The organism is Pseudonocardia sp. UM4_GMWB1 (genome assembly GCF_017312155.1).
Taxonomy (GTDB): Bacteria; Actinomycetota; Actinomycetes; order Mycobacteriales; family Pseudonocardiaceae; genus Pseudonocardia; species Pseudonocardia alni.
On the sequence record NZ_QJPN01000001.1, the window covers coordinates 3,716,145 to 3,734,500 of the forward strand.

An 18,356-nucleotide genomic window follows, 5' to 3' on the forward strand; every position below is an offset into this window, starting at 1 on the left:
TCAGCCGAGCCCGAGCTCGTCGTTGAGCAGGGCGAACATGTCGTCGTCGGAGGCGTCGTCGAGGGTGTCGTCCCCGGCGCCGTCGCCGTCGGGATCCGACGGCCGGTCCTCGGTGTGCAGCCCGGCCCACTTGGTCCGCAGCACCTCGATCCGGCCCGCGACCCGGCGGTGCTCCCCCTCGTCGTCGACGTGCAGGCCCGCGATGGCCCGCTCCAGGCCGTCGAGCGCGGCGAGGACGGCGTCGGCGCCCGCGGGCTCGGCGACGACGAGCCTGCTCCGCAGATGCCGCACGACCTCGGCCGGGGTCGGGAAGTCGAACAGCAGGGTTGCGGGCAGCCGCAGCCCGGTGGCTGCGTTGAGCCGGTTCCGGTACTCGACCGCGGTGAGCGAGTCGAACCCCAGTTCCTGGAACTGCTGACGGACCCCCACCGCGGTGGCGTCGGTGTGCCCGAGCACCTCGGCGGCCCCGCCCCGCACGAGCGCGAGCAGGATCTCGTCCTGCTCGGCCGCACCGAGCCCGGCGAGCCGGCGGACGAGCGCGTCGGCGTCCGGTGCGGTGCCCGCGGCGGCGGTCCGCCGCGGCGTGGTCCGGACCAGGCCCCGCAGCAGCGCCGGGACCTCGTCGAGCGCGCGCAGCGCGGCCAGGCCGAGGCGGACCGGCAGGACCAGCGCCCGGCCGGTGGAGCCGGCCGCGAGCAGCGTGTCGAACAGCTCGAGGCCCTGCTCGGCGGGCAACGGCGGCATCCCGGAGCGGGCCAGGCGCTGTGCCTCGGCCTCGCCCAGGGTTCCGGTCATGCCGCTGCCCTGCTCCCACGGCCCCCAGGCCATGGACAGCCCCGCGAGCCCGTCGGCGCGGCGGCTCGCCGCCAGCGCGTCGAGGTAGGCGTTGCCGGCCGCGTAGTTGGCCTGTCCGGCGCCGCCGAGCACGCCCGCGACCGAGGAGAACAGCACGAACGCGTCGAGGTCCAGGTCCCGGGTCGCCTCGTGCAGGTGCCACGCGGCGTCGGCCTTGGGCCGCAGCACGGTGTCGAGCCGGGCCGCGTCGAGGGAGCCGAGCACGCCGTCGTCGAGCACACCGGCGGTGTGCACGACGCCCCGCAGCGGACGCTCCCGCCCGGCCTCGGCGACCAGCGCCGCCACGGCGTCGCGGTCGGCGACGTCGCAGGCCACCACCCGGACCCGGGCGCCGAGCGCCTCGAGGTCGGCGACGAGCTCCGCCGCGCCCGGTGCGGACGGTCCGCGGCGGCCGGCGAGGACCAGGTCCCGCACACCGCGTCCGGTGACGAGGTGCCGGGCGACCAGGCTGCCGAGCCCGCCGGTCCCGCCGGTGACGAGCACGGTGCCGTCGGTCCGCAGGGCCGGGCGCGCGTCGGATCCATCGGGCTGCTCGTGCGTCGCGGCGATCCGGGCCAGGCGCGGGGCGCGCAGCGCGCCGTCGCGCACCGCCAGCTCGGGCTCGGTGGCGAGCGCGGTCAGCGCCGCGGCCAACCCGGAGAAATCCGTGCCGGCTGCGTCCGGGTCGAGGTCGAGCAGCCCGAAGGTGCCCGGGTTCTCGTGGGACGCCGACCGGACCAGACCACGGACCGCGGCGGCCGGCAGGTCGCCGACACCGCCGTCGTCCACCGTGACGGCGCCACGGGTGACGACCACCAGCCGGGCCGTCGCGAGCTCCTCGGTGGCGAGCCACCGCTGGAGCTGCTCCAGGACCCGGACGGTGCAGGCGCGCACCTCCTCGGGCCGCCCGGTGACGCCCGGCTCGGCCGCGACCGGGAACAGCACCACGTCCGGCACCGGGTCCGTGGCCGACACGAGTGTGGCCAGGTCGTCGACCTGCACGGCGTCCGGCACCGCCCCGGCCAGCCCGAACGGGTCGGCCCCGAGGACGGCGACCACGGGAGCGGCCCCCTCCGCGGCGTCGACGACCGTCCAGTCCAGCCCGAACAGCGCGTCACGGTCGGTCCGGGCGGCACGCAGCTGTTCGGCGCCGACCTGCCGGGTGTGCAGGGCCTCGACGGTCACGACCGGCGCACCGGCCCCGTCGACGGCCCGCACCGACAGGACACCGTCCGCGCTCGGCGCGATCCGCACCCGCAGGGCTGCGGCTCCGCCGGCCATCAGCGACACCCCGGACCAGGAGAAGGGCAACGCCCCGCCGCCGGTGCCGCCGGTGCCGTCGGAAGCGAGTGCCGCCAGCAGCGACACGTGCAGTGCCGCGTCGAGCAGGGCCGGATGCAGGCCGAACCCGTCGGTGCCACCGGCGCCGTCGGGGAGCTCGACCTCGGCGAAGAGCTCCTCGCCACGGCGCCAGGCTGCGCGCAGGCCGCGGAACACCGGGCCGTAGACGAAGCCGGCGTCGGCGAAGGTGTCGTAGCAGCCCTCCGTGTCGATCTCGACGGCGTCCGGCGGCGGCCACACCGCCGCGTCCGCCCCGAGGGGGGCGGCGGGACCGGCCGGCGCCAGCGCACCGGCCGCGTGCCGGGTCCAGGCGTCCTCGCCCGCGCCCTCCGGCCGGGAGTGGATGCCGATGGCCCGGTTCCCGTCGGGGTCCGGCGCGTCGACGGTCACCTGCAGCTGCAGGGCCCCCTGCTCGGGCAGGGCCAGCGGGGCGGCCAGGGTCAGCTCCTCGACCCGGTCGCATCCGACCTGGTCACCGGCCCGGATCGCCATGTCGAGCAGCGCCGTGCCGGGGACCAGTACGTGCCCCAGCACCGTGTGGTCGACCAGCCACGGGTGCGAGCCGCGGGACAGCCGTCCGGTGAACACCACTCCCCCGCCGGACGCGAGCTCCACGGCGGCGCCGAGCAGCGGGTGCTCGGGCGCGCCGAGCCCGGCCGCGCGGACGTCGCCGTCCGCGGTCCGGGCCGCCGGCCAGAACCACTGGTGCTGGAACGCGTACGTCGGGAGGTCGACACGGGCCGGCCGGGTCCCGGTGAACAGGTCGTGCCAGCCGCCGGTGCGCCCGGCAGCGTGCAGCTGCGCCCGCGCGGTGAGCGCGGTCGTCTCCTCGTCGCGGTCGCGGCGCAGCAGGGGCACCGTGACGGCGCCCTCCGGGACGGTCTGTGCGGCCAGTGCCGACAGGACCCCGTCCGGTCCGATCTCCAGGTAGGCGGTGACGCCCGCGGCGTCCAGCGACGCGAGACCGTCGGCGAAGCGGACGGTCTCGCGGACGTGACGCACCCAGTACTCCGGATCGCACAGCTGACCCGGCCGCGCGAGCGCACCGGTCAGGTTCGACACCACAGGCACCACCGGCTCGGCATAGGTCAGCCGCTCGGCGACCGCCCGGAACCCCTCGAGCATCGGGTCCATCAGCGGCGAGTGGAACGCGTGCGACACCTGCAGCCTGGTGGTCCGCCTGCCCTGCTCGGCGAGCCGGGTCCCGACGGCCAGCACGGCGTCCTCGGTGCCGGACACCACCACCGAGGCCGGCCCGTTCACCGCCGCGATCGCGACGTCACCGGTGAGCAGCGGGGTGACCTCGTCCGCCCTCGCCTGCACCGCGATCATCGCGCCGCCGGTCGGGAGCGCCTGCATCAGACGGGCCCGCGCCGCCACGAGGCGGGCCGCGTCGGCCAGCGAGAACACCCCGGCCACGTGCGCCGCGGCGATCTCGCCGATCGAGTGCCCGGCCACCAGGTCCGGCCGCACACCCCACGACTCCACGAGCCGGTGCGCCGCGACCTCGACCGCGAAGAGCGCGGGCTGGGTCCAGCCGGTCTCGTCCAGGCGACCGGACTCCCCGTTGTCGGCAGCCCACATCACCTCGCGCAGCGTGCCGCCGTCTGCCGGCTCCAGCTCGGCGTCCAGCGCGGCGACGACCGCGTCGAACGCCTCGGCGAACACCGGGAACCGGGCGTAGAGATCCCGGCCCATGCCGGGACGCTGCGAACCCTGCCCGGAGAACAGCAGGGCCGTGCGGCCGCCGTCGCTCTCCCCGGTGACCGCCGCCGGGTCGGGGCGGCCGCAGGCGACCGCGTCGAGCGCGGCGAGCGGATCGGGACCGGCCCCGGCCAGGACGACGGCGCGATGGGCGAACTCCGACCGGGTGGTCGCGAGCGCGTGGGCCACGTCGACCCGGCGCGGGCCGGGCTGCTCGGTGAGCGCGTCGCGCAGCCGCGCCGCCTGGGCGCGCACTGCCTCCGGCGACCGGCCGGACAGCACCCACGGCACCACGCGGGGTTCGGGCTCGGCAGGCTCGCCGGGCTCGGCGACGGCGACGGGCTGCTCCAGCACGATGTGGGCGTTGGTGCCGCTGATGCCGAACGACGACACACCCGCCCGGCGCGCACGGCCGGTCTCCGGCCACGGCGTCGGCTCGGTGAGCAGCGCGACCGTGCCGTCGGACCAGTCCACGTGCGAGGACGGCGCGTCCACGTGCAACGTGCGCGGCACCGTCCCGTGCCGCATCGCCAGCACCATCTTGATCACACCCGCCACACCGGCCGCGGCCTGCGTGTGACCCAGGTTCGACTTCACCGAGCCCAGCAGCAGCGGCCGGTCGATGTCCCGGTCCCGCCCGTAGGTCGCGATCAGGGCCTGCGCCTCGATCGGGTCACCCAGCGTCGTGCCGGTGCCGTGCGCCTCCACCACGTCCACGTCACCCACACCCAGGCCGGCGTTCGCCAGCGCCCGGCGGATCACCCGCTGCTGCGACGGACCGTTCGGCGCGGTCAGCCCGTTCGACGCACCGTCCTGGTTCACCGCCGACCCGCGCAGCACCGCCAGGATCTCGTGACCGTTCCGCAGCGCGTCGGACCGCCGCTCCAGCACCAGCATCCCGACGCCCTCGGACCAGCCGACGCCGTCGGCGGCGTCGGCGAACGCCTTGCAGCGCCCGTCCGGGGACAGGCCCCGCTGCCGGGAGAACTCGACGAACGTGCCCGGCGTCGACATCACCGTCACGCCGCCCGCGAGGGCCAGCGTGCACTCCCCCGCCCGCAGCGCCTGCGCGGCCAGGTGCATCCCCACCAGCGACGACGAGCACGCGGTGTCGACGGTGACCGCCGGGCCCTCCAGGCCCAGGGTGTAGGACACCCGGCCCGAGGCGACGCTCGGCGAGCTGCCCTGGCCCTGGAGCCCCTCGAACTCCCGGCCGCCCAGGATCGAGCCGTAGTCGCTGTACATGACCCCGGCGAACACACCGGTGGCGCTGCCACGCAGGGAGACCGGGTCGATCCCGGCCCGCTCGACCGCCTCCCAGGAGGTCTCCAGCAGCAGCCGCTGCTGGGCGTCGGTGGCCGTCGCCTCACGGGGGCTCATCCCGAAGAAACCGGCGTCGAACCCACCGGCGTCGTGCAGGAACCCACCGTGGCGGGTGGAGGAGGTGCCGATGTGGTCGGGGTCCGGGTCGTAGACCGACCCGAGATCCCAGTTCCGGTTCGTGGGGAACCCGGAGACCGCGTCGACGCCGTCGTCGAGCAGCCGCCACAGGTCCTCCGGCGAGGACACCCCGCCGGGGAACCGGCACGCCATCCCGACGACGACGACCGGGTCGTCGGCGACCGCGGCCGGGGCCGCGACGGGGGCCGGCACTACTCCGTCGGCGCCGAACAGCTCCTCGTGCAGGTGCTCGGCGAGCGCGGTGGCGGTCGGGTGGTCGAACACCAGGGTCGCGGTGAGCCGCAGGCCGGTGGCCGTGCTCAGCCGGTTCCGGAGCTCGACCGCGGTGAGCGAGTCGAACCCGAGGTCGCGCAGCGGTGCCCGCTCGTCGACCACGGCCGGGTCCGCGTGCCCCAGGACCATCGCGATCCGGGCGCGGACCAGGTCGAGGAGCTCCCGGTGGCGCGCGTCGGGCCCGAGGGCCACGAGCCGGTCCACCAGGCCGGCGACGGTCGCCGCACCGCCGGCCGCGGCGCGGCGGGTGCGGGTCCGGACCAGGCCGCGCAGGATCGCAGGGACCTCACCGGACTCCGCCAGCGCCGCGGTGTCCAGCCGCACCGGAGCGACGAGCGAGGGACCGTCGGCGGTGCCGCTCACGGCCAGGGCCGCGTCGAACAGCGACAGGCCGTCCTGCGCCGACAGCGGCGGCATCCCGGAACGGGCCAGGCGCGCGGCCTCGGCGTCGTCGAGGGTGCCGGTCATACCGCTGCCCTGCTCCCACGGCCCCCAGGCCAGCGAGACACCGGGCAGGCCGGCGGCACGGCGGTGCGCCGCCAGGGCGTCGAGGAAGGCGTTGCCCGCGGCGTAGTTCGCTTGTCCGGCGCCGCCCAGCACGCCCGCCACCGACGAGAACACGACGAACGCGTCGAGGTCCAGGTGCCGGGTCGCCTCGTGCAGGTACCAGGCCGCGTCGGCCTTCGGCGCCAGCACGGTGCCGAGCCGCTCGGCGGTGAGCGAGGCGAGCACACCGTCGTCCAGGACGCCCGCGGTGTGCACGACCGCGGTCAGCGGCCGGTCCGCGCCGGCGTCGGCGACGAGAGCGGTGACCGCGGCGGGGTCGGACACGTCGCAGACCCGCACGGACACCGAGGCGCCGCGGGCGGTGAGCTCGTCGACGAGCACGGCGCTGCCGGGGGCGTCGGCCCCGCGGCGGCTCGCGAGCACCAGGTGCCGGACCCCGTGGACCTCGACCAGATGGCGCGCGAGCTGCGCGCCGAGGCCGCCGGTCCCACCGGTGACCAGCACCGTGCCGTCCGGATTCCAGACGGCCGGGTCGCCCCCGACGGGCAGCCGGGTGAGGCGGGGGGCACGGATCTCCGCGCCGGAGAGCGTCAGCGCAGGCTCGTCGGAGTCGAGAGCCGAGGCGAGGGCGTCCGCGTCGACGGTGCCGTCACCGCCGAGATCGAGGTGGCCGACGGCGCCGGGGTGCTCGGTCTGCGCCGACCGCACCAGCCCGGCGACGGCGGCGGCCGCGAGGTCGCTGCCGTCGGTCGCACCCCGGGTCACGACGACCAGCCGGGACCCGGCGAGTGCGTCGTGCCGGAGCCATTCCTGCAGCGTCCCCAGGACCTCGGCGGTGGTCCGGTGGGTACCGGACACCGGGTCGCCGGCGCCGTCCACACCGAGGACGACCACCTCCGGGACCTCGTCGCGCGCGGCGATCACGGCGACGTCGGTGCCGGAGCCGACGGGCACACCCGCGTCCGCGAGCGGGCCGGCGAGACCGAGGGGGTCCTCGCCGAGCACCGCGACCGTGCGCGGTGCCCCGGTGGCCGCGACGGGCTGCCGGGTGACCTCGAACAGCGCGTCACCGACGCCGTGGGTCGCCGCGTCGGCGGCGACGGCCCGGGTGACCAGCGAGTCCACGGTGACGACCGGTGCCCCGGCCGGGTCGCTCGCCCGCACCGACATCGCGTCGGCGCCGGACGGGGCGAGCCGCACCCGCAGCGCCGTGGCCCCGGAGCGGTGCAGGGACACGCCCTGCCAGGAGAAGGGCAGCGCCGCCGTCCCGCCGTCACCGAGCCCGGTGAGCAGGGAGGTGTGCAACGCCGCGTCGAGCAGCGCCGGGTGCAGGCCGAACGCGTCGGCGGACCCGGCCGTCTCCTCGGGCAGCGCGACCTCGGCGAACAGCTCCTCGCCGCGGCGCCAGGCCGCACGCAGGCCGCGGAACACCGGGCCGTAGCCGAATCCGGCGTCGGCGAAGGCGTCGTAGCAGCCCTGGACCTCGACCGGCTCGGCCCCGGCGGGCGGCCATTCGGTCGTCGCCTCGCCAACGGCGGGGCTCCCGGCGGTGCTGAGCGCTCCGGTCGCGTGCCGGGTCCAGGTCCCGTCGTCACCGGAGCGGGACCAGACACCCACGGTGCGGCGTCCGGCCTCGTCGGGTGCCTCGACGGCGACCTGGACCTGCACCGACCCGGAGGTGGGCAGGACCAGCGGGGCGCCGAGGGTGAGCTCGTCGACCCGGTCGCAGCCGACCTCGTCGCCGGCACGCACGGCCATCTCCAGCAGCGCGGTGCCCGGCACGACGACCCGGCCGGCGACGGTGTGGTCGGCCAGCCACGGGTGGGTGCGCAGCGACATCCGCCCGGTGAACAGGCATCCGTCGTCGGCGGCCAGGCCGACGGCGGCGCCGAGCAGCGGGTGCCCGGCCGCGCCGAGCCCGACCGCCCTCAGGTCGGCCGTCCCGCCGAGCGGCCCGGCGGGCCAGTACCGCTCCCGCTGGAAGGCGTAGGTGGGCAGCTCGACCCGGCGTCCGCCGGTGAGCAGCGCCGGCCAGTCGACGTCCGTGCCCGCGGTGTGCAGCCGGGCCAGCGCGGCGAGCGCCGCGCCCGGCTCGGGGCGGTCCTTGCGCAGCAGCGGGACGACGACGCCGTCGGCCGTCTGGCTGCTGACCAGCGCGGACAGCACGCCGTCCGGTCCGAGCTCCAGGAAGGTGCCGACGCCGGCGCCCTGCAGGGCGGTGACGCCGTCGGCGAAGCGGACGGTCTCGCGGACGTGGCGCACCCAGTACCCGGGGTCGCACAGCTCCCCCGGCCCGGCGAGCGCGCCGGTCACGTTCGACACCACCGGGATCGACGGTTCGCGGTAGGTGATCCCGGCGGCGACGGCCCCGAACTCGGAGAGCATCGGGTCCATCAGGGGCGAGTGGAACGCGTGCGACACCCGCAGCGCGGTGGCCCGGTGCCCGTCGGCGGTGAACCGGGCGGCCACCTCGCGGACGGCGTGCTCGTCGCCGGAGACGACGACCGACTCCGGGCCGTTGACCGCCGCGATCGACAGCCGGTCGGTGACGTACGGGGCCACGTCGTCCTCGGTCGCGCGGACGGCGATCATCGCGCCGCCCGCCGGGAGCGCCTGCATCAGCGACGCCCGCGCCGCGACCAGCCGCGCCGCGTCGGCCAACGAGAACACCCCGGCCACGTGCGCCGCGGCGATCTCGCCGATCGAGTGCCCGGCCAGGACGTCGGGGGTGATCCCCCACGACTCCACCAGCCGGAACAGGGCGACCTCGACCGCGAACAGTGCCGGCTGCGCCGCCCCGGTCTCGTCCAGCGGCTTCGTGTCGGAGCCCCACACGACCGGGCGCAGGTCCGAGCCCAGCTCGGCCTCCAGCGCGGCCATGACCGCGTCGAACGCCTCGGCGAATACCGGGAACCGGTCGTGGAGCTCACGGCCCATGCCGGGCCGCTGCGACCCCTGACCGGAGAAGAGCACCGCGGTCCGGCCGCTCCGGACGGCCCCGGTGACGACCGCCGGGTCCGGGAGGTCCGCGGCGAGCGCGGTCAGCCCGCGCAGTGCCTCCTCGCGGTCGGCGGCCAGGACGGCGGCGCGGTGGTCGAACAGCGTGCGGCCGGTCGCCAGGGACAGACCGACGTCGGCGGGCCGCAGTCCGGGGCGCCGTTCCAGCGCCTCGGCCAGCTTCCCGGCCTGCCCGGCCAGTGCCTCGGGCGTGCGGCCGGACAGCACCCAGGGCACGGCCCGGTCGTGGTCGGTGCCGTCGGGGGTCGCGACCGGCCCGGATGCGTCCGTGGCCGGCTGCTCCAGGATCACGTGGGCGTTGGTGCCGCTGATCCCGAACGACGACACCGCCGCCCGGCGGGCCCGCCCGGTCTCCGGCCACGCCCTCTGCTCGGTGAGCAGCGCGACCGTGCCGTCGGACCAGTCCACGTGCGACGAGGGGACACCGGCGTGCAACGTCGCCGGCAGGGTGCCGTGCCGCATCGCCTGCACCATCTTGATCACACCGGCGACGCCGGCGGCGGCCTGGGTGTGGCCGATGTTCGACTTGACCGACCCGAGCAGCAGCGGCCGGTCGGTGTCGCGGTCCCGCCCGTAGGTCGCGATCAGCGCCTGGGCCTCGATCGGGTCGCCCAGGGTGGTGCCGGTGCCGTGCGCCTCGACGACGTCGACGTCGCCGGTGGACAGCCCACCGCTGGCGAGTGCCTGGCGGATCACGCGCTGCTGCGACGGGCCGTTGGGCGCGGTGAGACCGTTGGACGCACCGTCCTGGTTGACCGCCGACCCGCGCACCACGGCCAGGATCTCGTGACCGTTCCGGAGCGCGTCGGACTGCCGCTCCAGCACCAGCATGCCGGCGCCCTCGGCCCAGCCGACGCCGTCGGCGTCGTCGGAGAACGCCTTGCAGCGTCCGTCCGGGGACAGGCCGCGCTGGCGGGCGAAGTCGACGAACACGCCGGGGGTCGACATGACCGTCACGCCGCCGGCGAGTGCGAGCGAGCACTCCCCCGAGCGCAGGGCCTGCATCGCCCAGTGCATCGCGACCAGCGACGACGAGCACGCGGTGTCGATGGTGACCGCCGGGCCCTCCAGCCCGAGGGTGTAGGACACCCGGCCCGAGGCGACGCTCGGGGAACTGCCGCTGCCCTGGAAGCCCTCGTACTCGGGCCCGGCGAGCACCGTGCCGTAGTCGCTGTACATGACCCCGGCGAACACACCGGTCGCGCTGCCGCGCAGCGAGACCGGGTCGATCCCGGCCCGCTCGACCGCCTCCCAGCTCGTCTCCAGCAGCAGCCGCTGCTGCGCGTCGGTCGCGGTGGCCTCCCGCGGGCTCATCCCGAAGAACCCGGCATCGAACTCGGCGGCGTCGTGCAGGAAGCCACCCTCGCGGGTGTAGGAGGTGCCGAGGTGGTCGGCGTCGGGGTGGTAGAGGTTCTCCAGGTCCCAGCCTCGGTCGGTGGGGAACCCGGTGATCGCGTCGCCGCCCGAGGTGACCAGGGTCCACAGGTCGTCCGGGGTGGCGACACCGCCGGGGTAGCGCGACGCCATGCCGACGATGACGATCGGGTCGTCGGCGACCGCGGCGGTCCGCACCGGGGCGGCCGGGAGGTCGTCGTCGGTGCCGAACAGGTCGTCGGCGATCACGTCGACCAGCAGGTCGACGGTCGGGTGGTCGAAGACCATCGTGGCGGGCAGTCGCAGCCCGGTGACGGTGTTGAGCCGGTTGCGCAGCTCCACCGAGGTGAGCGAGTCGAAGCCGAGGTCGCGGAACGCGCGCCCGGCGTCGACGTCGGCGGCGCCCGCGTGGCCCAGGACCAGCGCGACCTGGCCGCGGACGAGGTCGAGGAGCACCTCGCGCCGCTCCTCGGGGGTGAGCGGGGCCAGACGGTCACGCAGCCCCGAGGCGGCGGCCGAGCCGGCGACCGCGGCGCGGCGGGAGCGGCCCCGGACCAGCGCCCGCAGGACCGCGGGCACCTCCCCGTGGGCACGCAGCGCGGCCGGGTCGAGACGCATCGGCGCGAGCGCCGGTTCGCCGGTGGCCAGGGCGGCGTCGAACAGGGCGAGTCCGTGCTCGACGGTCAGCGCCGGGACCCCGGAGCGCGCGAGGCGCGCCGCCTCGGCCTCGGTCAGCTCTCCCGCCATGCCCTGTTCCCAGGGGCCCCAGGCCAGGGCGGTGCCGGGAAGCCCCTCGGTGCGGCGCCGCAGCGCCAGGGCGTCGAGGAACGCGTTGCCGGCGGCGTAGTTCGCCTGTCCCGGGTTGCCGAGCACTCCGGCGACCGAGGAGAACATCACGAACGCCGCGAGGTCGCGGTCGCGGGTCGCCTCGTGGAGGTGCCAGGCGGCGTCGACCTTCGGGCGGAGCACCGCGGCGAGCCGCTCGGGGGTCAGCGTCGCGACCAGCCCGTCGTCGAGCACGCCCGCGGCGTGGACCACCGCGTGCACCGGGTGGTCGTCGAGGAGCGCGGTGACCGCGTCGCGGTCGGACACGTCGCAGGCGACGACGGTGGCGCGTGCCCCGGCGTCGGCCAGGTCGGCGACGAGGTCGGCGGCGCCCTCGGCGTCCGGGCCGCGGCGGCTGACCAGCAGCAGCTCACGCACGTCGTGCGCGGCCACCAGGTGGCGGGCGAGCACGGCGCCGAGACCACCGGTTCCGCCGGTCACCAGGACGGTGCCGGCGCCGAGGCCGGCGGCCGCGGTGTCGTCGCCGGCGGGTGCGCGGCGGGCCAGGCGGGCCGCCCGCAGCTCCCCGCCGTGGGTGCGCAGCTGCGGCTCGTCGCCGCCCAGCGCCGCGGCCGGCAGCGTGGCCGCGGCGTGCGGGTCGAGGTCGAGCAGGCCGAACGCGCCGGGGTTCTCCGACTGCGCCGACCGGACCAGGCCCCACACCGCGGCCGCCGCCGGGTCGTGCCCGGTTGTCGCGCCGCGGGTGACGACCAGGAAGCGGGTCCCGGCGAAACGCTCCTGCTCCAGGCGGGCGCGGACCAGGCCGAGCACCCGGGCGGTGAGCGTGTGGGCCGCTGCGGCGGCGTCCTCGCCGCCGGGGTCCGCGGGCGCGGCGACGGGCAGCAGCACCGGTCCGGCGGGCGTTCCGGCCGGCAGGTCGTCGTGGTGCTCGACGGTCGCGCCGAGCTCGGCCAGTGCGCCGGTCAGGTCGAACGGATCGTCCCCGACCAGGACGGCCGTGGTGGCGTCGGGGAGCGGTCCGGCATCGGGGACGGGGGTCCAGTCGAGGCCGAACAGGGCGTCCCGGACACCGGGGGCGACGTCGTCGGGAGTACCGACCGGCCGCATCTCCAGCGCCCGGACCTCGGCGACGGGTGCGCCGCCGGTGTCGGTCGCGGAGACGGTGAGGGTGCCGTCGGGGTCGCGGCGCAGCCGGGCCCGCAGCGCGGACGCACCGGCGGCGGCCAGCGAGACACCGCTCCAGGCGAACGGGACGCCCGCGGCGGTGGTGCCGGCCGTGTCCCCGCCCCGGTCCTCGGCCAGCCATGCCGACTGCAGGGCGGCGTCGAGCAGGGCGGGGTGCAGGGCGTAGGCCGTGGCGGTCCCGTCGGCGGGTTCGGGCAGGGCGAGCTCGGCGAACACCTCGCCGTCGCGCCGCCAGGCGGCCCGCAGGCCCTGGAAGGACGGGCCGTAGGCGAAGCCCTCGGCCGCGCGGGCCGGGTAGAAGCCGTCGAGGTCCACCGGTTCGGCGCCGGCGGGCGGCCAGATCCCGTCGAGCGGGTCCGGGACCGGCGGGAGGGCGGTGACCAGCGTGCCGGTGGCGTGCAGGGTCCACCCGGCGTCGGGGTCCGGGTCGTCGTCGGTGCCGTGGGGGCGGGAGTGGACGGTGACGGGCCTGCGGCCCGCGGCGTCGGCCGCCCCGAGGCGGACCTGGGTCCGGACGGTCTCGTCGTCGGGCAGCACCAGCGGTGCGGTGAGCGTGAGCTCCTCGACGTGGTCGCAGCCGACCTCCTCACCGGCGCGCAGGACGAGCTCGACGAACGCGGTGCCGGGCAGCAGCACCCGGCCGCCGACGGCGTGGTCGGCCAGCCACGGCTGGGTGCGGGTCGAGATCCGACCGGTGAGCACGAGGCCCTCGCCGTCGGCGAGCGCGACGACGCTGCCGGCCAGCGGGTGCCCGGTCGTCCCGGTCCCGGCCGGTGCGCCGATCGCTCCGGACGGCCAGAAGTGCCGGTGCTGGAAGGCGTAGGTCGGCAGGTCGACGTGGTCCGGCCCGGCCGGGAGCAGGGCGGTCCAGTCGACGGGGACGCCCGTGGTGTGCAGCGTGGCGAGCGCGGTGAGGGCGGTGCGCTCCTCGTCGCGGTCGCGGCGCAGCACCGGGACCGTCACGGTCGTGTCCTCGGGCAGGGACTCGCGGGCCATCGCCGAGAGCACCCCGTCCGGACCCAGCTCCAGGAACGTGGTCGCGCCGGCCTCGGCCAGCGCCCGCACCCCGTCGCCGAAGCGGACGGCCTCGCGGACGTGCCGCACCCAGTACCCCGGGACGCACAGCTGACCCGGCCCCGCCAGCGCACCGGTCACGTTCGACACCACCGGCACCACCGGCTCGGTGTAGGTGAGCTGCTCGGCGACGGCTCGGAACTCCTCGAGCATCGGGTCCATCAGCGGCGAGTGGAACGCGTGCGAGACCCGCAGCGTGGTGACCGAGCGGCCCTGCGCGCGCAGCTGTTCCGCGACGGCCAGGACGGCGTCTCGTGCCCCGGCCAGCACGAGCGAGGCGGGTCCGTTGACCGCGGCGACCGCCACGTCGTCGGTCAGGTGCGGGCGCACCTGCTCCTCGGTCGCACGGACGGCGACCATCGCGCCCCCGGTCGGCAACGCCTGCATCAGCGACGCCCGCGCCGCGACCAGGCGCGCCGCGTCGGCCAGCGAGAACACCCCGGCCACGTGCGCCGCCGCGATCTCACCGATCGAGTGCCCCGCCACCAGGTCGGCCCGCACACCCCAGGACTCCACCAGCCGGTGCAGCGCGACCTCGACCGCGAACAACGCGGGCTGGGCCGTGCCGGTCTCGTCCAGCGCCGCGGCGTCGGTGCCCCATACCAGGGCCCGCAGGTCACCGCCGAGCTCGGCGTCCAGCACCGCGACGACGGCGTCGAACGCCTCGGCGAACACCGGGAACCGCCCGTACAGCTCGCGGCCCATCCCGAGCCGCTGCGAACCCTGCCCGGAGAACACCACCGCGGTGCGGCCGGGCCGGGCGGTCCCGGTCACGACGGCCGGGTCGGGGGTGTCCGCGGCGAGCGCGGCCAGCGCGCGCAGGGCGTCGTCGCGGTCTCCGGCCAGGACGGCGGCCCGGTGGGCGAACCGCGACCGGCTGCTCGCCAGTGCCGACGCGACGTCGGCCGGGACGAGGCCGGACCGGTCCTGCAGGTGCGCGCGCAACCGGTCGGCCTGCCCGCGCAGCGCCTCGGGGGTCCTGCCGGACAGCACCAGCGGCGCCAGGCCGTCCCGGGCGGGTGCCGGGGCGACCGCGTCGGCGGGTTCCACCGGCGACGGCTGCTCCAGCACGACGTGGGCGTTGGTGCCGCTGATGCCGAACGAGGAGATCCCGGCGCGGCGGGCACGCCCGGTCTCCGGCCACGGCGTCTGCTCGGTGAGCAGCTCGACCGCCCCGGCGTCCCAGTCGACGTGCGAGGAGGGCTCGGTGACCCCGAGGGTGCGGGGCAGCACCCCGTGCTGCATCGCCATGATCATCTTGATCACACCGGCGACACCGGCGGCGGCCTGGGTGTGGCCCATGTTGGACTTGACCGAGCCGAGCAGCAGCGGCTGCTCGCGGTCCTGTCCGTAGGTCGCGAGCAGGGCCTGGGCCTCGATCGGGTCGCCCAGGGTGGTGCCGGTGCCGTGCGCCTCGACGGCGTCGACGTCGGCGGTGGACAGCCCACCGGAGGCCAGTGCCTGCCGGATGACCCGCTGCTGGGACGGCCCGTTGGGCGCGGTGAGCCCGTTGGAGGCGCCGTCCTGGTTGACCGCCGAGCCGCGGACCACGGCGAGGATGCGGTGGCCGTGGCGGAGCGCGTCGGACTGCCGCTCCAGCAGGAGCATGCCGACGCCCTCGGACCAGCCGACGCCGTCGGCGGACTCGGAGAACGGCTTGGATCGCCCGTCGGGGGCGAGGCCGCGCTGGCGGGAGAACTCGACGAAGGTCTCGGGGCCCGCCATGACGGTGACACCGCCGGCGAGCGCCCGGTCGCACTCCCCGCCGCGCAGCGCCTGCGCGGCGAGGTGCAGGGCGACCAGCGACGACGAGCACGCCGTGTCCACCGTCATCGCCGGACCCTCGAAGCCGAACGAGTAGGAGATGCGGCCCGAGGCCACCGACAGCGCGCTGCCCTGGCCCTGGAAGCCCTCGAACTCGTCGCCGTCCAGACGGGTGCCGTAGCCCGAGTACATGACGCCGGCGAACACACCGGTCCGGCTGTCCCGCAGGCTGTGCGGGTCCAGCCCGGCGCGCTCGATCGCCTCCCACGACGACTCCAGCAGCAGCCGCTGCTGGGCGTCGGTCGCCATCGCCTCGCGCGGGCTCATCCCGAAGAAGTCCGCGTCGAAGCCGGCGGCGTCGTCGAGGAACCCGCCGGAGCGGGCGTAGGAGGTGCCGCGGTGCGCGGGATCGTCGTCGAACAGGTCGTCGAGGTCCCAGCCGCGGTCGGTCGGGAACCCGGCGATCACGTCGGTGCCCTCGTCGAGGACCCGCCACAGGTCCTCGGGCGAGCCGATCCCGCCGGGGAAGCGGCAGCTCATCCCCACGACGACGACGGGGTCGTCGGCCGTGGTGATCCCGGCGATGTCGGCGCCGGTCCCGGAGTCGCCGTCGGCGTCCGGGCCGAGGAGCCCGACGAGCAGGTGCTCGGCGAGCGCGACGACCGTCGGGTAGTCGAAGATCGCGGTGGCGGGCAGCCGCAGACCGGTGGCGGCGCCGAGCTTGTTGCGCAGCTCGACGGCGGTCAGCGAGTCGAAGCCGAGGTCGCGGAAGGCCAGCTCGGGGTCGATGCGGTCACCGCCCGCGTGCCCGAGCACGGTCGCGGCCTCACCGCGGACCAGGTCGAGCAGGGCGGCGCGCCGCTCGGCGCGGCCGAGGGCACCGAGCCGCCCGGCCAGGCCGCCGGCGTCGGCCGCCGTGGTCGTCGCGGCGCGGCGGGCGGGGGCGCGGACGAGCCCGCGCAGCAGCGGCGGGACGGTCCCGCGACGGTGCAGCGTGGCCAGGTCGAGCCGCACCGGGACGAGCGCGGGACGCCCCGTGGCGAGGGCGGCGTCGAACAGGGCGAGGGCCTGCCCTGCGGCGAGCAGCGGCATCCCGGACTCGGCGGCCCGGCGGACGTCGCGCTCGTCGAGACCGGCGGTCATGCCGGCCTCCTGGCCCCACGCGCCCCAGGCCAGGGACACGCCGGGCAGGCCGGCGGCGGCGCGGTGCGCGGCCAGGGCGTCGAGGAACGCGTTGCCGGCGGCATAGTTCGCCTGCCCGGCCCCGCCGAACACCCCGGCCACCGAGGAGAACAGCACGAACGCGTCCAGATCCAGGTGCTCGGTCGCGCGGTGCAGGTTCCACGCACCGTCCACCTTCGGCGCCAGCACCCGCGCCAGACGCCCGGGCGTGAGCGAGGCCAGCACCCCGTCGTCCAGCACACCGGCGGTGTGCACGACGGCACGCAGCGGGTGGCCACCGGGCACACCGGCCACCAACGCGGCGACCGCTTCGGCGTCGGTGACGTCACACGCCGCCACCGACACCTGCGCACCCAGCTCACCGAGCTCGGACACCAGCTCCGCAGCACCCGGCGCGTCCGCACCGGACCGGCTGGTCAGCAGCAGATGCCGCACCCCGTGGGTCGCGACCAGGTGACGGGCGAGCAGCCCGCCCAGGCCACCGGTGCCGCCGGTGACCAGGACGGTGCCCTCGGTGGTCCACGGCCGCGGGAGGGTCAGGACGATCTTGCCGATGTGCTGGGCGGCGCTCATGAAGCGGAACGCGGCGGGGGCGTCGCGGACGTCCCAGGTGCGGACCGGCAGCGGGTCCAGCACGCCGGCCGCGAAGAGGTCCATCAGCTCGGCGAACATGGCGCCGATGGCCTCGGGCTCGACCCAGGCGAGGTCGAAGGCCTGGTAGGAGACGCCGGCCGGCGCGGAGTCCGCGTCGCGGATGTCGGTCTTGCCCATCTCCAGGAACCGGCCGCCGTCGCCGAGCAGCCCCATCGAGGCGTCGACGAACTCCCCGGCCAGCGAGTTGAGGACGACGTCGAGGTCCGTCCCGGCGAAGGTCTCGGCGAACTCCAGGGTCCGCGAGGAGGCGATGTGGTCCTCGGCGACGCCCAGGCTGCGCAGCACGTGCTGCTTGGGCTCCGACGCCGTCGCGTACACCTCGGCACCGAGGTGCCGGGCGATCTGGACCGCGGCCATGCCGACGCCACCGGCACCGGCGTGGACGAGCACCTTCTCCCCCGCCGTCAGGTTCCCGAGCTGGCGCAGGGCGTGCCAGGCGGTGAGGAAGACCAGCGGGACCGACGCGGCGGTCTCCCAGTCCCAGCCGTCCGGGATCCGGGTGAGGCGGCGGGTGTCGTCGACGGCCACCGAGGAGAAGCTGCCCGAGATCATGCCCAGGACGCGGTCGCCCGGGGCGAGCCCGGTGACGTCCGGGCCGGTCGCGAGGACCACCCCCGCCGCCTCGTGGCCGTAGCGGCCGGCGTCGCCGGGGTACATGTCGAGGGACTTGAGCACGTCGCGGAAGTTCAGGCCCGCGGCGCGGATCGCGACCCGCACCTGGTGACCGGTGAGCGGGGCGCCCGCCTCCGGGTGGGGCACGAGGGCGAGGCCGTCGATGCTGCCCGGGGTGGTGCTGTCGAGGCACCAGGCGTCCACCGCCGGCACGACGAGACCGGAGCCGGTCTGCGCCCGGGTCAGGCGCCCGGCGAGCAGGGCACCGTCGCGCACCGCGATCTGCGGCTCACCGGTGTGCAGCGCGGCGAGCAGCAGCGGACCGTCGTCCGCGGCGCCGGCGGTCGCCGGATCGAGGTCGACGAGCACGATGCCGTCGGGGAACTCGGACCGGGCGGAGCGGACGAGGCCGTGCACCGCGGCGGCGGCGACGTCGGTGGGTGCGGTCCCCCCGGCGGCGACGGCGCCCCGGGTGACGACGGCGAGCCGCCCGGAACCGGTCCCGGCGGTCCACTGCTGCAGCAGGTCGAGGACGGCGGCGGTCAGGGTGTGGGCGGCGGTCGCCGTGTCGGCACCTTCACCGTCCA

General features: G+C 76.6%; 1 protein-coding gene (only partly in view). It reads right to left on the minus strand.

Annotated features, from left to right (window positions below; translation table 11 throughout):
- A protein-coding gene (locus DMP15_RS17670) for an SDR family NAD(P)-dependent oxidoreductase (RefSeq protein ID WP_337826190.1) crosses the window boundary here: on the minus strand, positions 1-18,356 show its 3' portion. The gene runs 14,275 nt beyond the window's last position; only the last 18,356 of its 32,631 coding nucleotides appear in the window; its start codon lies beyond the right edge, outside the window; its stop codon occupies positions 1-3.